The 18,398-nt window shown below is 66.7% G+C and carries 18 protein-coding genes; 7 read left to right on the forward strand and 11 right to left on the reverse strand.

What is annotated here, in order from left to right; genetic code table 11:
• Positions 1-16 precede the first annotated feature (16 nt).
• The 10 genes from ABAZ39_RS11455 to ABAZ39_RS11500 form a co-directional block, all read right to left on the reverse strand.
• The gene (locus ABAZ39_RS11455) at positions 17-730 is read right to left on the reverse strand and encodes an ABC transporter ATP-binding protein (protein WP_038529480.1); all 714 of its coding nucleotides are present in this window, start codon (positions 728-730) and stop codon (positions 17-19) included.
• Complete coding sequence (locus ABAZ39_RS11460; protein ID WP_038529482.1) at positions 714-1,493, reverse strand: ABC transporter ATP-binding protein; 780 nt, start codon at positions 1,491-1,493, stop codon at positions 714-716. The genes ABAZ39_RS11455 and ABAZ39_RS11460 overlap by 17 nt, the downstream gene beginning before the upstream one ends.
• Positions 1,493-2,521: a branched-chain amino acid ABC transporter permease gene (locus ABAZ39_RS11465; RefSeq protein ID WP_051657965.1), complete on the reverse strand. Its 1,029-nt coding sequence runs from the start codon at positions 2,519-2,521 to the stop codon at positions 1,493-1,495. The genes ABAZ39_RS11460 and ABAZ39_RS11465 overlap by 1 nt, the downstream gene beginning before the upstream one ends.
• Before the next feature lie 4 nt (positions 2,522-2,525).
• Positions 2,526-3,404, reverse strand: a complete 879-nt coding sequence (locus ABAZ39_RS11470) for a branched-chain amino acid ABC transporter permease (RefSeq protein WP_014241452.1) — start codon at positions 3,402-3,404, stop codon at positions 2,526-2,528.
• 65 nt (positions 3,405-3,469) lie between these two features.
• Positions 3,470-4,657: an ABC transporter substrate-binding protein gene (locus tag ABAZ39_RS11475; RefSeq protein WP_038529484.1), complete on the reverse strand. Its 1,188-nt coding sequence runs from the start codon at positions 4,655-4,657 to the stop codon at positions 3,470-3,472.
• A 93-nt stretch (positions 4,658-4,750) separates the two neighbouring features.
• Positions 4,751-5,533 carry a short-chain dehydrogenase/reductase gene (locus ABAZ39_RS11480; protein WP_038529486.1) on the reverse strand — a complete coding sequence of 261 codons (783 nt, stop codon included), beginning with the start codon at positions 5,531-5,533 and terminating at the stop codon, positions 4,751-4,753.
• 27 nt (positions 5,534-5,560) lie between these two features.
• Positions 5,561-7,051: an amidase gene (locus ABAZ39_RS11485; protein ID WP_051657966.1), complete on the reverse strand. Its 1,491-nt coding sequence runs from the start codon at positions 7,049-7,051 to the stop codon at positions 5,561-5,563.
• 5 nt (positions 7,052-7,056) lie between these two features.
• The gene (locus ABAZ39_RS32975) at positions 7,057-7,482 is read right to left on the reverse strand and encodes a nuclear transport factor 2 family protein (RefSeq protein WP_051657967.1); all 426 of its coding nucleotides are present in this window, start codon (positions 7,480-7,482) and stop codon (positions 7,057-7,059) included.
• Between the two features lie 25 nt (positions 7,483-7,507).
• Complete coding sequence (locus ABAZ39_RS11495; RefSeq protein WP_051657968.1) at positions 7,508-8,296, reverse strand: enoyl-CoA hydratase; 789 nt, start codon at positions 8,294-8,296, stop codon at positions 7,508-7,510.
• Positions 8,296-9,537 (reverse strand): CaiB/BaiF CoA transferase family protein, encoded by a 1,242-nt coding sequence (locus ABAZ39_RS11500; protein ID WP_051657969.1) that lies wholly within the window; start codon positions 9,535-9,537, stop codon positions 8,296-8,298. Before ABAZ39_RS11500 ends, ABAZ39_RS11495 begins: the two co-directional genes overlap by 1 nt.
• A 258-nt stretch (positions 9,538-9,795) precedes the next feature.
• On the opposite strand from ABAZ39_RS11500, the gene ABAZ39_RS11505 reads away from it, so the two are divergent.
• Entirely contained in the window at positions 9,796-10,701 is a 906-nt protein-coding gene (locus ABAZ39_RS11505) for a LysR family transcriptional regulator (protein ID WP_038529488.1), read from the forward strand.
• A gap of 140 nt (positions 10,702-10,841) precedes the next feature.
• Positions 10,842-11,141: a helix-turn-helix domain-containing protein gene (locus tag ABAZ39_RS11510; RefSeq protein ID WP_051658103.1), complete on the forward strand. Its 300-nt coding sequence runs from the start codon at positions 10,842-10,844 to the stop codon at positions 11,139-11,141.
• Between the two features lie 18 nt (positions 11,142-11,159).
• Here ABAZ39_RS11510 and ABAZ39_RS11515 read toward each other — a convergent pair.
• A protein-coding gene (locus ABAZ39_RS11515; RefSeq protein WP_103041826.1) for an IS3 family transposase occupies positions 11,160-12,298 on the reverse strand; the annotation gives its coding sequence in 2 pieces (ribosomal slippage) (positions 11,160-12,043 and positions 12,043-12,298; 1,140 coding nt in all).
• A gap of 206 nt (positions 12,299-12,504) precedes the next feature.
• On the opposite strand from ABAZ39_RS11515, the gene ABAZ39_RS11525 reads away from it, so the two are divergent.
• From ABAZ39_RS11525 to ABAZ39_RS34040, 5 genes are all read left to right on the forward strand, one after another.
• Complete coding sequence (locus tag ABAZ39_RS11525) at positions 12,505-14,073, forward strand: recombinase family protein (protein ID WP_257722213.1); 1,569 nt, start codon at positions 12,505-12,507, stop codon at positions 14,071-14,073.
• The gene (locus ABAZ39_RS11530; protein WP_038529499.1) at positions 14,070-14,987 is read left to right on the forward strand and encodes a plasmid partitioning protein RepB C-terminal domain-containing protein; all 918 of its coding nucleotides are present in this window, start codon (positions 14,070-14,072) and stop codon (positions 14,985-14,987) included. The genes ABAZ39_RS11525 and ABAZ39_RS11530 overlap by 4 nt, the downstream gene beginning before the upstream one ends.
• On the forward strand, positions 14,984-15,895 hold the full coding sequence (locus tag ABAZ39_RS11535) for a plasmid partitioning protein RepB C-terminal domain-containing protein (RefSeq protein ID WP_038529501.1): 912 nt from the start codon (positions 14,984-14,986) through the stop codon (positions 15,893-15,895). Before ABAZ39_RS11530 ends, ABAZ39_RS11535 begins: the two co-directional genes overlap by 4 nt.
• Positions 15,896-16,323: 428 nt before the next feature.
• Complete coding sequence (locus ABAZ39_RS11540; protein WP_038529503.1) at positions 16,324-17,280, forward strand: tyrosine-type recombinase/integrase; 957 nt, start codon at positions 16,324-16,326, stop codon at positions 17,278-17,280.
• Positions 17,281-17,292: 12 nt separating this feature from the next.
• Positions 17,293-18,387, forward strand: coding sequence for a glycosyltransferase family 2 protein (locus ABAZ39_RS34040; RefSeq protein ID WP_081862979.1), 1,095 nt, complete (start codon positions 17,293-17,295; stop codon positions 18,385-18,387).
• Positions 18,388-18,398 lie beyond the last annotated feature (11 nt).

Genomic DNA, 18,398 nt, shown 5'->3' on the forward strand with positions numbered 1-18,398 from the left:
TGGTCAACCGTGCGGCTCAATGGCGACCGCCACCGAGATAGCTGCTCAGCACCTCCGGGTCGTCGGCGACCTTCGAGCCGTGGGTCTGGAAGGCGATCGCGCCGTTGGCGAGTACATAGGTGGTGCCGGCGACCGCCGCGGGGACACCGATGTTCTGCTCGATGAGGAAGATGGTCATGCCCTCCTCGTTGAGCCGCCGGATCACCTCGATCATCTCCTGGACCAGCCGTGGGGACAGGCCGTGCGACGGCTCGTCCATCAGCAGGATTCGCGGCCGCGCCATCAGCGCGCGCCCGATCGCCACCATCTGCTGTTCGCCGCCGCTCAGGGTTCCAGCCGGCACGATCCGCCGCTCGCGCAGGCGGGGGAAGAAGTCGTAGACGCGCTCCAGGTCGGCGGCGATACCGGCCTTGTCGTGGCGCGTCGCGGCGCCGAGGGCGAGGTTGTCGGCAACCGTCATGCTGGGCCAGACGAAGCGGCCCTGCGGCACCTGGATCACGCCCTTGGTGACGATGTCGTGCGGGTGCAGGCCGGCGATCGGCCGTTCGTCGAACTCCACCGCGCCGCCGCGCGGCTTGACCAGGCCGCTCAGCGTCTTCAGCAGCGTCGTCTTCCCGGCGCCATTGCCGCCGAGCAGCGCGACGACCTCGCCACGGGGAACCGAGAAGGAAACGTCGCGCAGGACCTCGCTGAGGCCGTACCAGACGCTAAGATTACGCACGGTCAGCATCGGGGCTCTTTCCAAGATAGGCTTCCTTGACGAACGGGTCGGCGAGGATAACGTCCGGTGTGCCGTCGGCGATCTTCCGGCCCGAGTTCAGAACGGTGATGCGGTCGCACACGCCCATCACCAAGCGGATGACGTGCTCCACCATGATGATGGTGATGCCGCGCTTGTCGCGGATGCGGCGCAGCAGTTCGTCCAGTTCGGCGACACGCGGTGGGCTGAGGCCGACCGCCGGTTCGTCCAGCAGCAGCACCTTGGGCTCGGCGACCAGCGAACGGGCGATCTCCACCAGCCGCTGCTGGCCGAACGACAGCGATGCGCCGTCACGCTCAGCAAAGGACAGCATCCCGACGAAGGCCAGCGCCTCGCGCGCCCGCTCGCGGGCCTGCCGCTCCTCGCGCAGCACGCCGGGCAGGCCGACGGCGGCGGCCAGAACCGAAGTGCGCAGTCCCTGGTGCATCCCCGCCATGACGTTCTCGAGCACCGTCATCCCCTTGAAGAGGAGCGAGGTCTGGAAGGTGCGCCCGACGCCGCGGGCGGCCACTTCGCTGGCCTTGAGGCGGGTGAGCGGTTGGCCGTCCAGGCGGATCTCGCCCTCGGTCGGACGCACCAGGCCGGAGACGACGTTGAGCAGGGTCGTCTTGCCGGCGCCGTTCGGGCCGATGATGCCGCGGATCTCGCCGGCCGGCACCGCGATGTCCACGTCGCTGAGCGCGGCGAGGCCGCCGAACGACAGCGACAGGCGTTCGATGCTGAGTTCGGCCATCAGTCCTCCTCCCCTCGGCTGTGCGGTTCCGTCCACCCCGGCAGCCAGCGCCGCAGCGCCTGCACGAGGCCGCCCGGCGCGAACAGCAGCATGCCCAGCAGCAGCAGGCCGAGGCCGATCTCCTGCAGGTCCTGCATGCCGCGCAGCCCTTCCTGCATACCGATCAGCAGCACGGCGGCGATCGCCGACCCGGCGATCGAGCCGAGGCCGCCGACGACGACCATGCAGAACTGCAGGACGATCTGGAACAGGTTGAAGGACTCCGGCACCACCACGTTCAGCAGGCCGGCGAACAGGCCGCCCGCCACCCCGGCGTAGACGGCGGTCAGCGCGTAGGCGACGATCTTGGTGCGGGTGATGTCCACGGCGATGGACTCCGCCGCCACCTCGCTCTCGCGCAGGGCCACCAGGGCGCGGCCGACGCGTGAGCGCATGATGCCGTACGCCGCGGCCACCAGCAGGACGGCGAGGACGAGGCTCAGATAGTAGATGCCCGTGGTGGTGCGCAGGCCGAGCGCCGTGAAGTCGACCGGCGTCATGACGAAGCCCGCCGTGCCGTGGGTCACCGAGTCCCAGTGCACGAAGGTCCACAGCGCGAACTGCGCGAAGGCGATGGTGGCGAGCGCCAGATAGAGCCCGCGCAGGCGCAGCGCCGGCAGCGCGACCGCCAGCCCGATGGCCACGGTGATGGCGGTGCCGACCGGCAGGGCCAGCCAGAACGGCAGGCCGGCATCGAGGCGCAGCAGGCCGGTGGCATAGGCGCCGACGCCGAACAGGGCGCCATTGGCAAAGGAGAGCTGCCCGGCGAGGCCGAGCAGGATGTTCAGGCCGACCGCCAGGATCACGTAGATGAGCGCCAGGTTGCCGACATAGACCTGATAGGGGTTGGCCACCAGCGGCAGCACGACGAACAGCAGGACGCCGACGGCGAGCGCCGGGCGCCGGCCGACCAGCCGGCCGAGGTTGCGGCGCTTGAGGGCACGGGGGGACGAGGGTTCGGCCGAGGGTTCGTTGGACAGGGTGACCATCGCTTCACACCTCCCGTCGGGCGCGTGCGCCCAGCAGACCGGTCGGCCGGAACACCAGCACGGCCAGAATGATGATGAAGGCCGAGACGTCCTGGATGCTGCTGGCGATGTAGGTGCCGGCGAGCGCCTCGAGGATGCCAACCAGAAGCCCGCCGATGACCGCGCCGGTCATGCTGCCCAGCCCGCCGAGGATGGTGGCGGCGAACGCCTTCAGCAGCAGGCTGAGCCCGATGTCCGGGGTGAGCAGGGTGAGCGGCGCCACGAAGACCGCAGCCACCCCGGCGAGCGCCGCCCCGGCGCCCCAGGTCAGCATGTAGACGCGCTCGACGCGGATGCCGACGAGGTAGGCGGCGTGCGCGTTCTCGGCGGTGGCCTGCATCATCTTGCCGGCCCGCGTCCGGGTGAAGAACAGCGTCAGCAGCAGCATGCACACCGCCACGCTGGCGATGACCACGAGCTGCTGCGGGAACACGGCGACGCCGCCGATGAGGACCGGGGCCGGGCTAACCAGCGGTGGAAAGGGCACCACCTCGCCCTGGCCGCCCCAGAAGTGGCGGCCGATGCCCTTCAGCACGAAGGACAACCCAACCGTCGCCATGACCATGGCGATCGGCGGCGCCTTGATCAGCGGCTGGTAGACGACGCGGTCGGTGAGCACGCCCAGCACGAACGAGCCGGCCACCGCACCCAGCAGCGCCACGATGTAGGGCAACTCCCACATCACATGCAGGGTGAAGGCAAGGAAGCCGCCGATCATGAACAGCTCGCCGTGCGAGAAGTTGATGTGGCCGGTGGTCCGGTAGCAGAGCACGAGGCCGACCGCGACGAGCGCGTAGAGCGCGCCGCTGGTGATCCCCGAGGACAAGGCGTAGGCGAGCAGCACCGCCGGGCTCCTTTCTCTGGAGGGCTACGCCGGTCCCCTCGGGGAGCCGGCGCAGGGATGCGGAATCAGCGGGTCGGCTTGGTGACGCCGATGCCGGTGACGCGGCCGTCCTGGAAGGCGAAGATGCCCAGCGCCTTGTGGCACTGGTGGTCGGTGGGCTTGCACTCCAGCGGACCGGCGTAGGTGTCGGTCTTCACCGTCAGGTTCGACATGACCTGGAGGATCTTCTCCCGCGTCGGCTCCGGACCGGCCTGCTTGAGTGCCTCGACCGCGAACTGCCCGGCGGAAATGCCGTACATGTGCAGGACGTTGAAGCGGTCGCCGAACCGCTTTTCGACGATGCCCTTCCACTTCGCCACCTGCGGGTCGTCGACGCCGTAGCCGGCGGCGGTGACGGCGCGGAGATTCTTCACGGAGTCGGGCGAGCCGACGCCCTTGGCCAGCACGTCGATCTCGCCGAGCGGCGAGCCCCCGACCATCAGCGGCTGGAGCCCCACCTTGTAGGCGTCGCGCAGGAATGGCACCGCCGCCTTGGGGAACAGCAGCAGCAGCACGGCGTCCGGCTTGGTGGCCTGGAGCTGCAGGACGGTGGGTGTGGTGTCGGTCGGCTCGACGGCAATCTCCTGGATGGAGACCGGCTCGATGCCTTTGGCCTTGAAGGCCTGCTTCATCGGATCGAGGCGCGCCTTGCCCCAGGCGTCCGGCTGCCAGACCACGGCGATGCGCGTCTTGCCCTGGTCGAGGGCGAGCTGGAGCTGGCCATAGACCTCCATCCAGGCGGCCGACATGGTCGTGAAGATGTACGGGTTGACCGGCTCGGTCAGGGAGTCGGCGGTGGAGGCCACGATCACCCAGGGGATCTTCGCCTCGATGACCTCGGGCTTCTGCGCGATGGCGGCGTTGGAGCAGCCGCCGCCGACGATCATGAAGGGCTTTTCCTCGTGGATCAGCTTCTTGACCGCGCCGACGCCCCGGCTGGGCAGGCACTCGTCGTCCTGCTTGGTATAGACGATCTTGCGGCCGTGGATGCCGCCGGCGGCGTTGGCCTCCTCGAACACCGCCTGCACCCCGTTGAGCTGCGGGATGATGAGGCCGGCGGAGGGGCCGGTGAGCCCGCCCATGCCGCCGATGACGATGGTTTCGGCGGTGACGCCGGTCTCGGCCAAGGCGGCCGGCGCCGCCATCAGCGACAGGGCTGCGACCGACGCCAAGCCGGTCATCGTGGCCAGTCCGGTCATCGTGAGCGTGCGCATGTGCCTTCCTCCCATTTCGTTGGCCCATTTCGTTGGCCCTTTTCCGGGCGCTGCCCCTGTGTGCGGTCCTGACGCGTCGTTTTCCGATTCCGCTCAGGCGCTGCGGTTGCTGGCCCCCCCGTCCACCGTCACGATGGTGCCGCTGACGTAGCCGGCCCGCGGCGAGGCCAGGAACGTCACCACGTCGGCCACCTCGCGCGGGGTGCCCATCCGTCCGAACGGCAGGCCGAGGGCGCTTTCCACCTCCGGCCAGCGCTCGGCGTCGCCGTGCCTCTGCGCGCTGAAGGTCCGCATCATCGTCACGGCGCGGTCGGTGGCGGTCATGCCGGGATTGACGCCGACCACCCGCAGCCCGGCGTCCGGCGCCCGCGCGCCGAGCGCCCGTGTGAACGCCATCAGGGCGGCGTTGCCGGTGGTGCCGGCGATGTAGGCGGCGTTGGGCCGTTCGCCGGCGGTGCCGATGACGTTGACGATGACGCCGCGGCCGCGCTCGCTCATGGCGGCGTAGAACAGCCGGCACAGCGCGATGTAGCCGAACACCTTCAACTCCCAGGCGCCGCGCCACACCTCGTCGGAGACCTCGCCGATCTCGCCGCCCGGAATGGCGCCGGCGTTGTTGACCAGGATGTCGGCGCCGGCCCAGTCCGCCGCCAGGGCCTGCCGGGCCCGCTCGTCGGCCATGTCCGTGGGCACCGCCGCCGCCGCGACGCCGAAGCGCGCGGACAGGGTCGCCGCCAGCTCCTCCAGCTCCGCGGACCCGCGGGCCACCAGCGCGAGGTCGCAGCCTTCCCCGGCGAGGGATTCGGCGACGGCGCGGCCGATGCCCTTGCTGGCCCCGGTGACCACCGCGCGCTTGCCTTTCAGGTCGAGATCCATATCGGTCCTTCCATGTCCGTCCTCCCCTCACGCCACCTTGTAGCCGGTCGTGCCCGTTTCCCCGTGTTCGGGCGGCCGCCACGCGGTGTCGACCTGCGGACGGCGGACATGCTCGGGGCGCGCCTGCGCGAAGGCCGCGGCCGCTTCCAGCGCGCGGTCGTCGCGCAGGCGCCGGCCGACGATCTGGACGCCCACCGGCAGCCCCGCCGACGTGAAGCCGCAGGGGACCGCCACCACCGGCAGCCCGGTGACGGAGAAGGCGTAGGTGCCGAGGAACACGTCGTAGAAGCGCTCCAGCGGCCGTCCGGCGATCTCGGTCGGCAGGGGCCGGTCGAGGTCGAACGCCGCGATCCCCACCGAGGGGGCGATGATGTGGTCGAAACGCTCCAGCACCCGCCGCACCCGGTGCCAGTAGTCGCCACGCAGCCGCTCCGCCGCGGCTACCTCGCGAACCGAGCGCTTGAGCGCGTCCTCGATCTGGTTGACGAGCGGGGCGGTCATCTCCGCCCGGTGGTGGTCGAGCAGGTCCGCATAGCGCCCGACCATGCCGAACGCCCGCGTTCCCATGACGATCTCGCGCAGGCCGCCCACGTCGAAGCCGGCGGCGAGGTCGCCGCTCTCGACGACGCAGCCGAGGTCTTCGAAGGCGAGGGCGGCGGCGCGGGCCAGCCGCGCCACTTCCGGGTCGGTGGGCACCAGCCCGCCGAAATCTTCGACGTAGAGGATCCGTCGGCCGCGCACGGTGTCGGTGCGCCGGGCGGCGGCGGCGAGGTCCATGCCGTCGTCGGGCAGCGAAGCGGGGTCGCGATCGTCCGGCCCGGCCATCACCGCGAGCATCAGCCCGGCGTCCTCGACGCTGCGGGCCAGCGGGCCCTGGACGTGCTCGACCAGGGTGTCCCAGGCGAAGGCGCTGGGATAGACCGGGACGCGGCCCGGCGTCGGGCGGACGCCGACGATGCCGTTGAAGGCGGCCGGCACGCGGATCGAGCCGCCGAGGTCGGTGCCGATGCCGATCGGCGCCATGCCGGCGGCGACGGCGGCGCCCGTCCCGCCGCTCGACCCGCCGGAGGTCGCGTCGAGCCGCCACGGGTTGCGCGTCGTGCCGAACAGCGCGTTGGTGGTGTTCACGTCGTGCGCGAACTCCGGCGCGTTGGTCTTGCCGAGCAGCACCGCACCGGCGCGACGCAGCCGCTCCACGGCCACCGCATCCTCGGCGGGCACGAAGTCCTGGCGCAGCCGCGAGCCATAGGTGGTGCGCAGGCCGGCTGTGTCGACGTTGTCCTTGACGACGAAGGGCACGCCCTCCAGCAGCCGCGGAGCGGCGCCGGAGGCCAGGCGGGCGTCGCAGGCCTCGGCCTCGGCGAGCGCCGCTGGATTGAGGGTGCACACGGCGTTGACCACGCCGTTCACCGCCTCGGTGCGGGCGAGAAAGGCCTCGGCCACGGTACGGGCCGACATCTGGCGGCTGCCCACCGCCTGCGCCAGCTCCGCCGCGCCCATGGTCAGGATGTCGTCCATCGCCGTCACCTCCGCGTCCAGGTGCTGGCGTCCATGGTCAGGAGCCGGCGGCGGAACAGCCAAGTGCCGCCGTCGAGCACGATGTCGTCCTCGTACACCCCGCAGTCGCCGATGGCCGGCAGTTCACCCGACGGGCCGTTGAAGGCCATCAGGTAGCAGCGACCACGCACCGAGCCGTCGTCGCGCCGTTCCAGGAGCAGGTTGCCGTTCCAGTGCCGCCGGTAGCCCTGCCGGGTGGCGAGGTCACGCACCTTGTGCCCGTGCAGCCCGGCCCGGCCGGCGATGCGCAGCTCGTGCGGCATCAGCTCCAGCACCCCGTCCGCCGTGAAGCAGTCGGCGTAGCCGTCGGGGTCGCCGAGGTCGCTGCACAGGTTGTACCGGCTGTACAGACTGCCGATCTCGAAGGCCTCCTGGGCCGAAAGCTCGCTCATCCGACGTCCCTCCCCCGTTGTTCGTTCAGACCCCGCGGAAGCTGGGCTCCCGCTTCTCCTTGAACGCCGCCTGACCCTCGCGATAGTCGTCGCTGCCCAAGCAGGCTCGCACCAGCGCATCGACGGCGGCGGTGTCGCGCTCCACCGCCGGCTGGGCAAGCTCGACCAGGGCGCGCTTGACCGCGCGCAGGGTGAGCGGGGCATTGCCGCCGATGGCGGTCACCAGATCCTCCACCGCCGCGTCGGCTTCTTCGGCGCCGAACAGGCGCCCGACGAGGCCCAAGCGGAACGCCTCCTCCGCATCGACCGTGCGGGCGGTGAACAGCAGGTCGGCCGTCGTCGAGGCACCGAGGCGCGCCGTCACCAGCTCGACGTTGGAGAAGGTGTAGCCCAGGCCCAGCCGCGCCGCCGGAATGCGGAAGCGGGCGTCCGCGGCGGCGACGCGGAGGTCGCAGCTCAAGGCGATTCCGACGCCGCCGCCGAAGCAGGCGCCGCGGACATAGGCGACGGTCGGCTTTCCGGCGGCGAACAGCGCCGCCTGCGCCGCCTCGACCGCGGCGTCGTAGACCCGCCCCTCGGCCTCGCCGCTGCGCTTCTCGGAGAATTGCGAGATGTCGGCCCCGGCGCAGAAGGCGGCGTCGCCGGCCCCGCGCAGCAGGATGACCCGCACCTCCGGGTCCACCTCGGCGCGGCGCACCTGATCGGGCAGCGCCGCCCACATGTCGAGCGTCATGGCGTTGCGGCGCGCCGGGTTGTTGATGGTCAGCCGGGCCACCGGGCCGGTGGTCCGGTAGCGGAGCGACGGCGTATCCATCAGATCACCCTCCGGCTGCGGAAATCGGTGATCTCCTGCGGTGTGTAGCCGAGGCCGCCGAGGATGTCGTCGGTGTGCGCGCCGGCCTCCGGCGTGGGGGCGGCGATGCCGGCCGGCGTGCGCGACAGCACCACCGGCTGGCCGACCAGCCGGATGGCGCCGCGGCGCGGGTGCTGCACCGGCACCGCCATGCCCAGATACTCGACCTGCGGGTCGGCGAACACCTCGTCCATCCGGTTGACCGGCCCGGCCGGCACACCATGCGCGGTGAACGCGTCCAGCCACTCGTGCGACGGGCGCTCCGCCAAGATGGCGCCAAGTTCGGCGTTGAGCTGCGGCCGGTTGGCCAGACGGTCGGGTTCGCTGCGGAACTCAGGCCGCTCGGCGAGGGCCGGATGCCCGACGGCGCGGCACAGGCGGCGCCACAGATCCTCGCCGGAGGCGCCGATGTTGATGAAACCGTCCGCCGTCCGGTACAGACCCATGGGGGTCGAGGTTGGGTGGTCGTTGCCCGCCTGCTCCGGCACCACGCCGTCGACGAGGTAGCGGGCGGCCTGGAAGTCAAGCAGGGCGATCTGGCTTTGCAGCAGCGACGTCTGCACCCACTGCCCCTCTCCGGAGTCTCCGCGCTCGGCCAGCGCGATCAGGATGCCGACGGCGGCGTAGAGGCCGGAGGAGATGTCGGCGATGGCGACGCCAGCGCGCACCGGCCCCTGGCCGGGCAGCCCGGTGAGCCACATCAGCCCGCCCATGCCCTGGGCGATCTGGTCGAAGCCGCCGCGGTCGCGGTACGGGCCGGTCTGCCCGAAGCCGGAGATGGAGGCCAGGACGATGCGCGGATTGATCGCCCGCAGCGTCTCGTAATCCATACCCAGGCGGTGCTTGACGTCGGGACGGTAGTTCTCGACCACGACATCCGCGGTGCGGACGAGGCGGCCGAGGACGGCCTTGCCCTCGGGCGTCTTGAGGTTCAGCGACAACGAGCGCTTGTTGCGGTGAAGGTTCTGCATGTCGTAGCCGTCGCGCGGCCCGTTCATGCCATCGTTCGGGTCGGCCCCGGCCGGCGCCTCGATCTTGATCACGTCGGCGCCGAAGTCGGCGAGGATGCGGCAGCAGGTCGGACCGGCCCGCACCCGCGTCAGGTCCAGCACGCGGAGGTTCGCCAAGGCGTCCGACGCCGTCAGTCGGTCGCCGACCGAACCGGTACCGGCTCGTTCATGGGGGGTGCTCGACGCGGCCATGTGTGATCGCCCTCGTTTCCATCCCTGCCCGTGCACCCGGCCACCGCTTGGCGGCCAAAGTGCGCTCTGGAAGAAACGGTATCATTTGTTTGCTATGCGAACGAATTAGATTTCCCTGTAGTCAGCCTTCGCGGAATTCGAAGGCGGAAGCACCGTTGCACCGGTGTCGGGGCTGCTGCACACTGGTTGCCTGCGGAATCAGACAAGGCGGCCCGTCGAAAGCCGCCGCTGAGATCCTCAAGCGGGAAGGGGCGGCGGATGGTGCGGCATGATATCCAGACGTTGCTGCTGTTCCTGCGGGTGTGCGAGACGAAGAGCATCACGCGCGCCGCCGGCCAGTCGAACCTCGCCCTGTCAGCGGCGAGCCGGCGCGTGAAGCTCCTGGAGGACGGCTGCGGCACCGCGCTGCTGCACCGGCTTCCCTACGGCGTGGAGCCGACCCCGGCGGGACTGGCGGTGCTGCGCTACGCGCGCGGGGTTTTGGGGATGAACCAGCAGCTCGACGCCGAACTGGCCGACTACCGTGCCGGCGTGCGGGGGTCCGTGCGGGTGTTCGCCAGCAGCTCGGCGCTGGTGCAGCGGCTGGCCGGCGACCTGTCCGCCTTCGCCCGCGCCTTCCCCTCGATCCGTCTGGAACTGCAGGAGCGCCCGAGTGTCGAGATCGTCGAGGCGCTCTACCAGAAGGAAACAGACATCGGCATCATCGTGCGGGGTGGCGACCTGTGGCAACTCCGCACCCGGACGTACGCCGAAGACCGCCTGGCCATCGTCGTGCCGTCCGACCATCCTCTGGCCCATGGCGGCCCGGTCGCCTTCGCGTCGGTTCTCAAGGAAGAACTCGTCACGCTCGACCACGCAACCGCCGTGCACCGGCTTGTGACCGATCAGGCGCGCCGCAGCGGGCAGACCCCGAGGGTGCGCGTGCAAGTCCGCAGTTTCGAGGCCATGTGCCAAATGGTGCTGCACGGGCTGGGGCTGGGCATCCTGCCGGAACTGGCGGCGCAGCCGCTGGTGGCCGCCTTTGGGCTGACGCTCTTGCTGCTCGACGAGCCGTGGGCGCGCCGCGAACTGGCCATCTGCACCCGCGCCGGGGATGAGTTGGACGCGTCGGCCCAGCGCCTGATCGATTTCCTGGTGACCTGCACCCGGGCCGCGGGCAACTGACGGCAACGCCAAGTCCACGGTGGCGGGTTGGAAGGGAGGCGGGTACCCGTGCCGCGTTCGCCCATGATGACGCTGTGAGCGTGGCAATTCGGCGTTGTTGTGCCTTGCCTCTTTTCTTTACGCTGAGTAACCTATTGATCATGACCCGAAAGCGCCATCCCGACGACCTGAAGGCCATCGGCAATCGCTTGCGAGCGGCCCGGTTGGCGCTCGGCCTTACCCAGAAGGACCTTTACGAGCCTTTGGGGGTAAAGGCGGCGACATGGAATCACTGGGAAAGCGGCAAACGCCTGCCTGACCCGTTGGTTATGGCGCGACTGAAGGAATTGCACGGGATCACCACCGACTGGATCTTCACCGGCGACGGAGCCGCGCTCCCCTTCTCTTTGGCACGAACTGAGGTGGTCCCCGTTCCCCGGACAGTTTTGCGGCTGGGATAAGCTTGGTTCAGGTCCGTGTCATGCCGCCAATCTGATCCCAACCGGGACGCCCTGGTGGGCTTCAGCCGGGGTTCGGCCGCCGAGCGCAGAGTGCGGTCGGTCGGCGTTGTAATACTCGATCCACTGGCCGATTCCGGCCCGCGCCTCGCTGCCCAACTCGAAGGCATGGAGGTAGACACACTCGTACTTCAGCGATCGCCAGAGCCGTTCGATGAACACGTTGTCCATCCAGCGGCCCCGTCCATCCATCGACACCCGAATGCCGGCCGCGGTCAAGAGGCCGGTGAAGCGCGGGCTGGTGAACTGGCTGCCCTGATCGGTGTTGAAGATCTCCGGGCGGCCGTGCCGCGCCATCGCCTCCTCCACCGCCTCCAGGCAGAACTCGACGTCCATGGTGTTCGACAGTCGCCACGCCAGCACCCGACGTGTCGCCCAGTCCATCACGGCGACCAAGTACAGGAAGCCACGGCGCATGGGAATGTACGTGATATCAGCGCACCACACCTGGTTCGGACGGTCGATGACCATGTCCCGCAGCAGGTACGGCCAGATTTTGTGCTCCGGATGAGGCACCGTCGTCTTTGGACGCTGGTAGACCGCCTGCAAGCCCATCCGCAGCATCAGACGGCGGACCCGCTTGCGGTTGACCTCCTGCCCCTGGCGCCGGAGATGACGGGTCATCTGCCGGCTGCCGTACCAGGGCGTCTCCAAAAACTGCGCGTCGATCCGCCGCATCAGCTCCAGGTTCTCGGCCGGCTCGCCCTTCACCGGCTCGTAATAGCTGGAGCGGCTGAGCGACACCAGCGCGCACTGTCGCGTGATCGACAGGCGCGGATGCTCCGGCTCGATCATCTCCCGCCTCCGGCCAATGCTCATCGTCCGGAGGCCTTGCGCAAAAAATCGCGTTCCACGACCAACTGGCCGATCATGGCGTGCAGCTTTTCCACCTCGCCCTGATGGCTGGCCTCAGCAGCCTCCGCCTTGCCGGAAAACACCCCGGCCATCCCCTCGACGGCCTGCTTCTTCCAGGCGTTGATCAGCGTCTGGTGCACCCCGTGCTTGGCCACGAGCTGCGACACCGTCAGCTCGCCCCGAATCGCCTCCAGCGCCACCTTCGCCTTGAACTCCGCCGAATACCGCTTCCGTTTCCCCGTCATCGGGTCCGTCCTTCCTGATGGGCGAACCAAGCTTATCCAACTGTCCGGGGAACGGGGACCACCTCAAACACTCCTGAAAGCCGCGTCGTGATCTTACGACCACGTCGCCCTGGGCGATAGGTGGACGCGCTGCGGCTTTGACGCTTGCGTTTATACACTGCGTAAAATAATTTGGAAGGCGACGGTCCTGAAAAGTTGCTTTCGCCATGCGCTCCCTCCGGACGGATGCCGACTCTCCTGATCCTTCCCGCCCGGTGCGGGCGGCTGAGTATGTGCGGATGTCGACGGAGCATCAAAAATACTCAACCGAGAATCAGGCCGATGCCATGCGACAATACGCTGCCCGACATGGCCTTGAAATCGTTCGCACTTATGCTGATGAAGGCAAGAGCGGGCTGGCCATCGATGGCCGCAACGGCCTGAAGCGCCTGATCGACGACGTCCAGAATGGCCGTGCCGACTATTCGGTGATTCTGGCCTACGACGTCAGCCGATGGGGACGTTTCCAAGACGCTGACGAGAGCGCCTATTACGAGTACGTCTGCAAACGCGCGGGTGTAAGGGTCGAGTACTGCGCCGAGTCGTTCGAGAACGACGGCAGCATGGGATCCGACCTTCAAAAGATGATCAAGCGCAAGATGGCTGGGGAGTACAGCCGCGAGCTGTCGCACAAGGTCTTTGCCGGTCAGTGCCGCCTGATCGAGCTGGGTTTTCGTCAGGGCGGGCCGGCCGGCTACGGCTTGCGCCGGCAGATGATCGATCAGGATCGGCGACCCAAGAGCCTGCTGGGCCCCGGTGAGCGCAAGAGCCTTCAGACCGACAGGGTGATCCTCGTTCCTGGTCCAGAGGATGAGATCGAAACCGTACGACGGGTGTATCGCACCTTTGTTGAGGACGGAAAGACCGAGGGAGAGATCGCCGCACTCCTCAACACCGAGGGTAAGCTCACCGATTTCGGCCGCCCCTGGACGCGGGGCAGCGTCCATCAACTGCTCACCAACGAGAAGTACATCGGCACCAACATCTACAACCGGATTTCCTGCAAACTGAAAGGCAAACGCGTGGTCAACCGGTCTGACATGTGGATCAGGGCCGAAGGAGCGTTCGCCCCCATCCTTGATCCGGGGCTGTTCCAGGCCGCACAGGCTCTCATCCTCACGCGCAGCCAACGGCTGTCCGACCCGGAGATGCTGGAGCGGCTGAAGAGCCTGCTGGCGCATCAAGGATACCTTTCCGGTCTCGTCATCGACGAGTGCGAGGGCATGCCCTCCAGCGGCGCCTACCGGCACCGCTTCGGCAGCTTGGTACGAGCCTATTCGCTGATCGGCTATCGGCCCGGACGGGACTACCGCTATATCGAGATCAACCGCCACCTCCGCGATCTCCACCCCCGCCTCGTCGAGGATACCCTCGCCCGCATCCGCCAAGCCGGCGGCCGGGTGGCGATCGATGCACGCACCGACCTTCTGACCGTCAACGAGGAATTCACCGTGTCGCTGGTGTTGAGCCGCTGCCAGGAAACCCCAGCCGGGGCACGGCGCTGGGTGATTCGGCTCGATGCCGGGCTGGTCCCCGACCTGACCGTGGCGGTGCGGATGACGCCCGGCAACGACGATGTCCGTGACTACTATCTGCTTCCCTCCATCGACATGACGGCGCCGAAACTACGGTTGGCGGAGGAGAACGGAGCCGGCATCGACGCCTACCGCTTCGACGGTCTGAGCGCCTTGATGAACATGGCCAAGCGCGTCAGCCTCAAGGAGGTGCCAGGATGAGTTCGAGAAAACAACCCGCCGCACACCATGTCGGCGGGCCTTCGGAAATCCGGTCGATCCCCATCGACCGCATCCGGGTTCTGAACCCACGCAGCCGCAATCAAAAGGTGTTTTCCGGCCTCGTCGAGAGCATCGCCACCGTCGGCCTGAAGCGCCCGGTCACCGTGACTGAAAACGGCGCCGACGGCGAAGGGCCGTTTTACGACTTGGTGTGCGGCCAGGGCCGGATGGAAGCGTTCAAGGCGCTGGGCGAGACTCGGATTCCTGCGATGGTCGTCGAAGCCGGCGAAGCCGACCTCTACCTCATCAGCCTGATCGAGAACCTCGCCCGCCGCAAGCATTCCAATCGGGATCTGCTCACCGCGGTCCGCGTGCTGGAGGAGCGAGGCTACGGTGTGATGAAGATCGCCGAAAAGACCGGCCTTGATCCCAGTTACATCAGTGGCATCCTCGTCCTGCTGAAGGCTGGCGAGGAACGTCTCATCGCCGCCGTCGAGAAGGGTTGGCTGCCCATCAATCTCGCCTCCCAGATCGCCAGGGCGGGCGATGAGGATATCCAGGTTGCGATGATGGAGGCTTACGAGACAGGGCTTCTGCGTGGTGAGCAGTTGATCCAGGTCCGTCGGCTCATCGACCGCCGTCGGGTGCTGGGCAAGCAGTATGGACGTTGGACGCAGAAGATCGACACGGCGATGACCCCGCACAAGTTGCTCCAGACCTATCAGACGGAGGTTCGTCGACGGAGCCTTCTGGTGAAGAAGGCGGAGATCGGCGAGCAACGGCTCCTGTTCGTGACGACCACGCTCCGCCGGCTGCTGGCGGACGAACATTTCCGCACCCTCCTGCGCGCCGAAGGCATCGATGACATGCCCAAGGTATTGACCGACCGGTTGTCGGGAGACTCGAGGCCATGACCCACGTTCGGAACGGCTTCGAGGGAAAGACCATCACCGTCCCAGTTGACCATATCCTGCCGACCCGCCAGCTTGGCAAGGACATCCGCCAGTCACCGAAATACCGGACCATTCTCGCCACGATCCGCGAGGTCGGGATCATCGAACCGCTGGCTGTCCATCCGGAAGGACGCGGGACCGGTGAGGGCGACCGCTACTACATCCTGCTTGACGGACACCTGCGGCTCGAAGCCCTGAAGGAGCTTGGCGGAACGGAAGCGGTCTGCCTTGTTTCCACCGACGACGAGGGCTTCACCTACAACCGGCGGATCAACCGCCTGAGTCCTATCCAAGAACATGAGATGATCCTGAAGGGGATCGAAATAGGCTTGGCTCCGGAGCGGATCGCGCAGTCGTTCGATATCAATGTCGAACGCATCCGTGAGCGTCAGCAATTGCTCAAGGGCATCGCCCCCGAAGTGGTCACGATGCTGAAAGACCGGATGGTGAGCCAAGGCGTGTTCGCCGTTCTGCGCAAGATGAAGCCCATGCGTCAGATTGTGGCGGCGGAGATGATGGTGTCGGCCAGCCGTTTCACGGTCAATTACGCACGCATGATCCTGGCGACGACGCGGCCGGAGCAATTGGTCGATGGGCGCAAGCCGAAGCCCGCCGCCGGCGTCACGCCGGAGGACATCGCTCGCATGGAACGCGAGATGGAAAAGCTGCATCAGGATTATCGGGTCGTGGAGGACACGCTCGGCGAGACCATGCTGGTGCTGGTGGTCGCCAAGGGCTTCATGACCAAGTTGCTCGGCAACGCGGCCGTGGCCGCTTACCTCGCCAAACATCATGGCGATATCGTTGGGGAATTGAAGCGCATTATGGAAGCCGTCGCGTCCGACGCGCGCGGACCGGAACGGGAGTAACGGCATCGGATTCGCCGCTTACGCGGCCACACGGAACCAGGATCCGTGAGTGCGCCGGCAACACGCCGTTCCCCTGCTCCCATTGGCGAGCGCAGTACTTTCCGGAGCCACTCCCTTGAATCGGTATCGACTCGATCAAGGCGCTGCAGCGGCGCCGGACGCCGTGTCCACGGAAACGTGGGCGCTGCCGACTTTGGTGAGGGCGTCAAGCCCCAACTCCAAGTCCCGGTCGGCCATCGACATCCTCGCGCAGCTGATCGTCGCTTTCCTGCTCACGCCCCTTTTTCCGGAACTCTGTCCGACAAGCCTGAATCACTCCGGTTTTTGTTGCCTGACGGCTAACGACGCGAAGGCGAAAGCACCGCGCTTCTCATAAGTGCACAAAAGGAGTATGCATACTTAGGTATGCAACCTACCCCACTGCACCCATGACCCTTGATGAGGCCTGCGTCGCATTCCTGTCCCATTGCCGAGTCAAGAATCTCTCACCTCACAGCATTCGTGCCTACGCCATCGACCTGCGTGAGTTTGAGCGTTTTGCCGGGGCAGCCACACTGGTGACAGCGGTGGACCGCCATCTGCTGCGTCGGTATTTGGCCCACCTGATGGACACCCGAAAGCTGAAAGAGACCAGCGTCAGGCGGCGCATCGCCTGCTTGAAAGTAATGTTTCGCTGGCTGGAGCTGGACGAGGTGATCGAGACCAGCCCCTTCCACCGCCTTGACGCGCGTGTTCGCCTGCCCCGGCGCTTGCCACGCAGCCTGACCAACGACGAGGCGCGGCGCCTGCAAAGTGCCGCCGCCGCCCGCGCTGGCATCACTGGCCGGCTGACTGCGGCAAAGGTGGAGCGCGCCGCGCGCCGCGCCAGTCTGGACGACCTGACAGCACTGCTGGCGGTGGAGGTCCTACTGTGCACCGGATTGCGTGTTGGCGAGTTGGCCTCGGTCACCGTGGACGACATTGACTTGGCGGAGGGGGTGATCACCGTCAACGGCAAGGGCAGCCGTCAGCGCCGGGTTTTCCTACCCGATCCCGAACTGCGGGCTCTGCTCGCCAGCTATCTTGGCGCCCGCGCTCGGACAGCGCATGGCACAGACCACCTCCTCGTCACTGCCCAAGGGGCGGCATTTACTCAACACATCCGCAAACTCGTCCGGGAAACCGCGGAAGCCGCCGCACTTGCCCGCCGCGTAACACCGCACATGCTCCGCCACACCGCGGCGACACAGCTTCTAGAAAACGGCCTGGACATTCGCTTTGTGCAACGCCTTCTCGGCCACCAGAGCATCAGCACGACCGAAGGCTACACCACCGTCACCGACACCAGCCTACGCACCAGCATCACCGAAGCCCGCGCCCGAGCGGCGGGAGGAACGAGACGATAACTACTAATTATCATGAAAAACATCTCCGTCATCGTACCGTTTCACAGCAACAAAAGGTTGCTGGATATCTGTCTCTCTACCTTGACCGCTACCACCAGCGATGAAGTTGAAATCATCGTTGTTCTTAACAACGCGGATCCGCGACAAATCGATTTTGATATTAATCATCCACGAATCAGGGTTGAGCGAGAGTACGCCAATCTTGGTTATTCTAGAGCCATCAATCTCGGCGTGAAGAGAGCAAGAGGTGATCTCCTAGTATTCTGTGATTCCGATACGTTCTTAAGGAAATCCTGGCTTGAAGCTTTGTACAATCTCCATAATTCTTCACGCAAAATCGGATTGACGAGCTGCAAGCTTATCGATCCCAACAGCGGTCGGGTCATCGATTACGGCATGGGGCTGACAAAATACAACAATGCGCACCCCTTCAAAGATCGCCGGATTGATCATCCGCTGACCTGTGTCGACAGGCGCGTTCAAATGGCCTGCTCGGCATGCATGATGATGTCTCGTGACGTGTTCGAACGCGTTGGCGGCATGGACACGGAACTCTACAACTTCTATCAGGACACCGATCTGTGCCTCAGGGTCAACGAGGCCAGACTGGAATGCTGGATTGCCGCCGATGCCATGGCCTTCCATCGCGGTGATTCCGCGCAGACGAACCGGTCGCCCTATCGTGCCGACGTGAAGGGCTGGTACGTTGCCAAGAACGCGCACCGTATGTCGGTCGATATGGAAAGATACTATCAGGAAAGCTACAGGTTCCTGGCCGCAAAGACCGATCTTGACAACCGGTACCTGTGGGTCGATTTGTCCAGCGTCGCCGACCGCGATTGGCACCGAGAGGTGGTAGGGCAAGTCCTGCCAATTATTTCGCCTTGCGAAATTCCAGCGAAGGAACGTGATGAAAAGGCCATAGAACTCATAACGCAGCTTGACGGAGCGCTCCTGGAAACTCAGAATCCGATTATCTATTTCGTCGATCGTTTCATTGCGCTCCAGGGCAACGCGCTCTGGAAACGCCTGCGTCGGCACAGCGGGGATGTTGTCGTCGACCGGAATGCCAACATCGAGATGCTCAATCTCGTGGACCAGAGTTGAAAATCGACGCG

The sequence above is a fragment of the Azospirillum argentinense genome, assembly GCF_000632475.1.
In the GTDB taxonomy this organism is placed as follows: Bacteria; Pseudomonadota; Alphaproteobacteria; order Azospirillales; family Azospirillaceae; genus Azospirillum; species Azospirillum baldaniorum.